General features: G+C 27.1%; 6 protein-coding genes. 5 read left to right on the top strand and 1 reads right to left on the bottom strand.

Annotated features, from left to right (window positions below):
* The 5 genes from BN346_RS09755 to BN346_RS09735 form a co-directional block, all read left to right on the top strand.
* The coding region (locus BN346_RS09755; protein ID WP_148361094.1) for a GDSL-type esterase/lipase family protein at positions 1 to 669 on the top strand (669 nt) is incomplete at its 5' end.
* 43 nt (positions 670 to 712) lie between these two features.
* Positions 713 to 1,195: a DUF4358 domain-containing protein gene (locus BN346_RS09750; RefSeq protein WP_040328246.1), complete on the top strand. Its 483-nt coding sequence runs from the start codon at positions 713 to 715 to the stop codon at positions 1,193 to 1,195.
* 55 nt (positions 1,196 to 1,250) lie between these two features.
* Positions 1,251 to 2,657 (top strand): MBOAT family O-acyltransferase, encoded by a 1,407-nt coding sequence (locus BN346_RS09745; protein WP_040328245.1) that lies wholly within the window; start codon positions 1,251 to 1,253, stop codon positions 2,655 to 2,657.
* A 13-nt stretch (positions 2,658 to 2,670) separates the two neighbouring features.
* Positions 2,671 to 3,810: a DHHW family protein gene (locus BN346_RS09740; RefSeq protein WP_040328243.1), complete on the top strand. Its 1,140-nt coding sequence runs from the start codon at positions 2,671 to 2,673 to the stop codon at positions 3,808 to 3,810.
* Between the two features lie 124 nt (positions 3,811 to 3,934).
* Entirely contained in the window at positions 3,935 to 4,813 is an 879-nt protein-coding gene (locus tag BN346_RS09735; RefSeq protein ID WP_040328242.1) for a tRNA 2-thiocytidine biosynthesis TtcA family protein, read from the top strand.
* Between the two features lie 48 nt (positions 4,814 to 4,861).
* Here the strand turns inward: BN346_RS09735 and BN346_RS09730 are convergent, their stop codons facing one another.
* Positions 4,862 to 6,220 carry a YjiH family protein gene (locus BN346_RS09730; protein ID WP_040328240.1) on the bottom strand — a complete coding sequence of 453 codons (1,359 nt, stop codon included), beginning with the start codon at positions 6,218 to 6,220 and terminating at the stop codon, positions 4,862 to 4,864.
* Between the last annotated feature and the right edge of the window lie 160 nt (positions 6,221 to 6,380).

Here is a 6,380-nt window from a genome sequence, read left to right as displayed (position 1 = left end):
GAGATAATGTATAGCAAAAAAGCAGCTATGGATAAACAAACGGAAGAAAGAACTAAGGAAATAGATGATAGTAAAGAGAAAGTTAGAACTGCAGATGCAGAGGAAATTAAGAAAGATTCAGAGGTGACTGAGAATAAAAATGAATCAAAGGAAAATTTTTTAAGTACATCTGTTTTTCTAGGAGATTCGATAACAGAAGGTTTTTCATTTTATAGTCTTGTAGACTCAAACAGGATTTTAGCTAAAAAAGGTGATACAACAATTAAAGCAATGGAGTACATAAGTTCTGTAAAAGATATAAATCCTAAAAATATTTTTATCCTATATGGAATGAATGACTTAGTTAATTTTCAAAACAATGAAGATTTTATTATGAGTTATTCTAATTTAATAGAAAACATAAAAAAAGAAGTTCCAGAAGCTCATATTTATGTACAATCTGTGCTTCCAATAGCATCTTCGGCAGAAGATGCAAGTTTGAATTTAACAAATGCAAGAATAGATGAAGTAAACACAATGATTTTAAGCATGTGTGTTGAAAAAAATATAAATTATATAGACATATCTAAAGGTTTAAAAGCAAATGAAAGTTTGTTTGAACCTGATGGTAAACATGTTAAAGCTGATTTTTACAATGTTTGGTTAGATGATATAAAAAACAATTTATAATAAATTATTAAAAATATATTTCATTTGTAAGGAGAATGGGAAAATGACAAAAGGAAAATTAAAAAAGGTTATATCTATTACATTAGGAGCAATATTATCTATGGGACTATTAACTGCATGTGGAAGTAATAGTACGAAAAATCCCACAACTGAAGAAGTAATGAACAATATTAAGGATTCAGTAAAACTTGATTCTATGAAAGAAGGTAATGAGGAAAAGTTAACCGATTTGGTTGGAGTTGATGCAAGTGATGTAGAAGAATTTGCATACTATATGCCAACAACAAATTTACAAGCAAATCAAGTAGCAGTTATTAAAGTTAAAGATGAAGATAAGGTAGATGATATAAAATCACAAATAGAAAATAAAATAAATGAAAGTGGAGAAGAATTTAAAACATATCTTCCAGAGGAATATTTTCTAATTGAAAATAAAGTTATAGAATCAGAAGGTAAGTACATATTAGTAGCAGTATCTAAAGATAGTGAAGAGATAGAGGGAGCATTTGAAGATTCCTTAAAATAAATTAAGAGTTTTGGAGCAAAAATATGAAAAGTAAATATTTAAGGTGGGATAAAATATGGTATTTAGTAGCTTAATATTTTTATTTATATTTTTACCAATAACATTATTGGTTTATTATATAGTTCCTAGAAAGTTTAAGAATTTAGCACTACTTATATTTAGTCTTATATTTTATGCTTGGGGGGAACCAGTATATATAGTAATAATGTTATTTTCAACGGTTTTTGATTATACTAATGGTATTTTAATAAGTAAGTATAGGGAAGATAAAAATAAAGCTAGGACAATACTTATTTTATCAATGGTTATTAATTTAGGAATTCTAGCATTCTTTAAGTACTATGGATTCTTTATTGAAAATATTAATGGAATATTTAATCTTAGCTTAACAGCAAAAACATTACCGTTACCAGTTGGGATATCTTTTTATACATTTCAAACAATGTCATATACAATTGACGTGTATTTAAATAAGGTACCTGTTCAGAAAAATATAATCTCTTTTGGAGCATATGTTACAATGTTTCCACAATTGGTTGCAGGTCCAATTGTAAAATATGGTGAAGTTGCAAAGCAAATAGATAAAAGAGTAGAAACTTTAGATAAGTTTGGTGAAGGTGCTGAACTCTTTATAGTAGGACTTGGTAAAAAAGTATTACTTGCTAATAATATAGGATTTTTATGGACAACTATAAAGGCAATGCCTATAAGTGATATTACAGTAATAGGAGCTTGGCTTGGAATAATAGCATTTACATTCCAAATATACTTTGATTTTAGTGGATACTCAGACATGGCAATAGGCCTTGGAAAAATGCTTGGATTTGATTTTATGCAAAACTTCAATTATCCATATGTATCAAAGAGTATCACAGAATTTTGGCGCAGATGGCACATATCACTAGGTTCGTGGTTTAGAGAATATGTATACATACCTTTAGGAGGAAATAGAGTTTCTACAGCTAAGCATTTAAGGAATTTATTTGTAGTATGGTTTCTTACTGGACTTTGGCATGGAGCAAGTTGGAACTTTATTGTTTGGGGATTATACTTCGGTGTTATTTTAGTTATAGAAAAAAATTTCTTATTGAAATGGTTAGAAAAAGCACCTAAATTTATTGCTAATATTTATACTATGATACTAGTGATAATTGGATGGGTATTCTTTGATGTAGAGACTTTAAAGGGTGCATTAGATTACATAAAAGTTATGTTTGGATTTGGAAATAATCCAATGATAGATAGTATGACTATGTATTACTTAGAGGCAAATATAGGCTTAATAATAGTGCTTATAATATGTTCAACATCTATACCTACGAAAATAATTAAGTTTATTAAGAAAAAATATACTACTGCAAAATTATTTGTAGTACCAGTAATTTATACAATTATATTAATTGTAGCAGTGGCATACTTAGTAAATGAAACGTACAATCCATTTTTATACTTTAGGTTTTAGAGAGGTGATAGTGTTGAATAAAAAAGCATTGAAAAGAATAATTGCGTTAGTATTTATAATATTTTTTATTATAATTGTAATTTTAAATGTTATAACTCCAAGCAAAGATTTTTCTGAACAAGAAAATAGAATGCTTGAACAACGACCTAAGTTTTCTGTTAAATCTTTATTAAAAGGAGATTTTACTAAGAAATATGAAAAGTATATATCAGATCAGTTTGCATTTAGAGATTTTTGGGTAGAATTAAAGTCAAACTGTGATAAATTTATGGGAAAAAAAGAAAGCAATGATGTTTATTTAGGTAAAGATGACTATCTACTTGAAAAATTTAAAAATCCTCAAGATAAAGATATAGAAGATAGAGTTAAAGCTTTAAATAAATTGGATAATGAATCTAAAGAATTGAAGAAGTATGTTATAATAGCACCTACTTCTGTAGAAATAAACAGTGATAAGTTACCAAGGTATGTGGTTGAACCTAGTCAAAAAGATGTTATTTCTGAATTTGAAGATGGATTAAATAAGGATATAGAATTTGTAGATATATACAATAAATTAAAATCAAAAAATGATGAGTATATATACTATAAAACAGATCATCATTGGACAACTGATGGAGCTTATTATGCATATGAAGAGCTATCAAAGTATATGGGATTTACAGCTACACCAAAAAGTAAATTTGAAAAAATGAAAGTAACAGATGAATTTTTAGGTTCACTATATTCAAAAGGAAACTTTAGAAATGTGGAAGCAGATGATATAAATCTTTATAAATATAAAAATCGTCAAGATGAAAATATAAAAGTTGAATACACATTAGAAGATAAGAAAAGTGAATCTTTATATGAAATGAAGAACTTAGAAAAAAAAGATAAGTATACTGTTTTTCAAGATGGAAATCATCCATTAGTAAAGATAACAACAGAATCAGATGAGGATAGAAAACTTATTATATTAAAAGATTCTTATGCGAATTCATTTGTACCATTTTTGATAGAACATTTTAGTGAAATATATATGGTAGATTTAAGATATTATAAAGAAGACTTATCTAAACTAATAGAAGAAAATGAAATAGGTGAGATGTTAATGCTTTATAATGCAAATACATATTTTCAAGATATGTCTGTAAAGAATATAAAGTATTAAATTTAAGATTGGAACCTTAAGAGGACAAAAATAAGTATAAATGCTATAATATTTTAGATAAAACATATGAAAAGATTGTATTAAAAATTACTATAGAATTTTATAAATAAGTGAGGTGTTTAATGTGAGCGAGGAAAATAAGGAAGGATTAGCAGGGAGTGGCTGTGAAGTTCTAGTTCCTTTTAATGAGAGAAGACCTATTAAGGAAATTGAAAGAAGTTTAATAAAAAAGTATAGAAAAACTATATGGTCTAAATTTATAAAAGCAATAAAAGATTATCAATTAGTTGAAGAAGGCGATAAGATAGCTGTTGCTATTTCTGGTGGAAAAGATAGTTTAGTAATGGCAAAATGCTTTCAAGAGCTTAAAAGACATGGTCAAATGAATTTTGAATTAGAGTTTATTGCTATGGATCCTGGTTATCATGAAGATATAAAAAAATTATTAATTGATAACTGTGAGTATTTAGAAATACCAATACATATTTTTGATTCAGGGATATTTAAAATTGTTGATGATATAGCAAAAGAATATCCATGCTATATGTGTGCTAGAATGCGTAGAGGTGCATTATATTCTAAAGCTCAAGAATTAGGATGTAATAAACTTGCACTAGGTCATCATTTTAATGATGTTATAGAAACTACTATGCTGAATGTTTTATATGCAGGTAACTTTAAAACAATGCTTCCTAAATTAAAGGCTAGCAACTTTGAGGGTTTAGAACTTATAAGACCACTTTATTATGTTGAAGAGACGTATATACAAAAATATATACAAAATAGTGGTATATGGCCATTAAATTGTGCTTGTATGGTAGCCGCTAAAAAGATAGGTAATAAGAGATTTGAAATAAAAGACATGATAGCAGACATTAAGAAAAACTTTAAAGATGTTGATAAATCAATATTTAGAGCGGCTCAAAATGTAAACATGGATGCTATACTTGGGTGGCAAAAAGACGGAGAAAAACATAGTTATTTAGATTTTTATGATGAATAAAAAAATAAAGCTAATGTGACTTAAATAAGTTACATTAGCTTTTTCTATTTAAAATAATATGTGTGCAATTATTGTTATTATAGGTAATGAAATAAGAGTCCTTTCTATAAATATTATAAATAAGTCTTTTAAAGAAACTGGTATTTTGGAACCTAATATAAGGCCACCTATTTCAGACATATATATAAGTTGTGTTACAGAAGTACAAGCAATAACAAATCTAGTTAATGGACTAGCTATTGTGCTACCTATAACAGTTGGTAAAAACATATCAGCAAATCCAACTATAAAAGTTTGAGAAGCTGCTGCTGCTTCGGGTACACCTAAAAGATTTAAGATTGGAATAAATGGTATACCTAGTATTTGAAAAAACTTAGTATATGTAGCGATAATTAAGGCTATAGTACCAATTGCCATAACTATAGGAATTACCCCTAACCACATATCTAAAACATTTTTTACTCCATCAAGTACAACTGCACTGAAACTAGAGTTTGTACTTGCTTTTTTAACAGCTTGTTCTAATGCCCAACTAAAACAAGTATAATTTTCAGGTATTACTTCACTGTCTTTTTGTTTTGCATTATTGAAATATGTATCTGGTTTTCTAGAAAGTGGAGGTATACGAGGAACTATTATGGCAACTAGTATTCCACATAAAGTAACTGTTAGATAAAATGGTAAAAACATATTTGAAAGTCCAACTTGAGCGATTACCACTAAACTAAATGTTATAGAAACGGCAGAAAAGCTTGTACTAATAATTGAAGCTTCTTTTGCTGTATAAAATCCATCTTCGTATTGCTTACTTGTAAGTAAAACTCCAATAGTTCCATCACCAAGCCAAGATGTAATACAATCTATAGATGATCTTCCTGGTAATTTAAAAATAGGTCTCATAATTTTACTACAAAATGTACCTACAAATTCTAAAAGTCCAAAGTTTAATAACAGTGGTAAGAATAATCCTGCAAAAATAAATACAGAAAATAAAATAGGTAATAAATCATTTAATAAAAGACCAGCTGTATCTGAAGACCAAATAAACTCAGGTCCAATTTTAAATGTAGCAGATAGTACAAATATCATTCCTAAAAATCTACAAAAAAACCATACTGGTGATATATTAAAAAGCGAGTTTAAGAATTTATTATTTAACACAAACTTAGGTTTAAATATTTTTGTGATAGCGGCAATAATAAATGAAATAGAAATTAAAGAACAAATTATGTAAGGTGCTATATTAGATACTGCAGAACTTACTGATCTAGACAATATCGCCACAGGTATCGTCATTTCATTTTTATAAATAATAGGTGTCATAAAAAGTAAAATTCCTATTAACGAGGGTACAATAAATAAAAATATATTTTTTAGAGAGTGCTTTAGTTTGTTTTCATATAACATAATAAATTATTCCTCCTTTGTTTATAAATATTCATTTGATTTATACTTATAATAATATAATTTATGCATAAAATCCAGTACTTTTGCTAATAAAATTTATAATAATACAAATTATACATTTGTTTATGCATAAAACTATGAATAAATATACTTTTTTATA

Origin of the sequence: Clostridium ihumii AP5 (assembly GCF_000612845.1) — a bacterium.
Taxonomy (GTDB): domain Bacteria; phylum Bacillota; class Clostridia; order Clostridiales; family Clostridiaceae; genus Clostridium_J; species Clostridium_J ihumii.
This window is presented reverse-complemented; position numbering and strand designations above follow the sequence as displayed.

Excerpts from the sequence above, each read along its gene's own strand:
- BN346_RS09750 (WP_040328246.1), top strand. The coding sequence starts at position 713 with ATGACAAAAGGAAAATTAAAAAAGGTTATATCTATTACATTAGGAGCA.
- BN346_RS09745 (WP_040328245.1), top strand. The coding sequence starts at position 1,251 with ATGGTATTTAGTAGCTTAATATTTTTATTTATATTTTTACCAATAACA.
- BN346_RS09730 (WP_040328240.1), bottom strand. The coding sequence starts at position 6,220 with ATGTTATATGAAAACAAACTAAAGCACTCTCTAAAAAATATATTTTTA.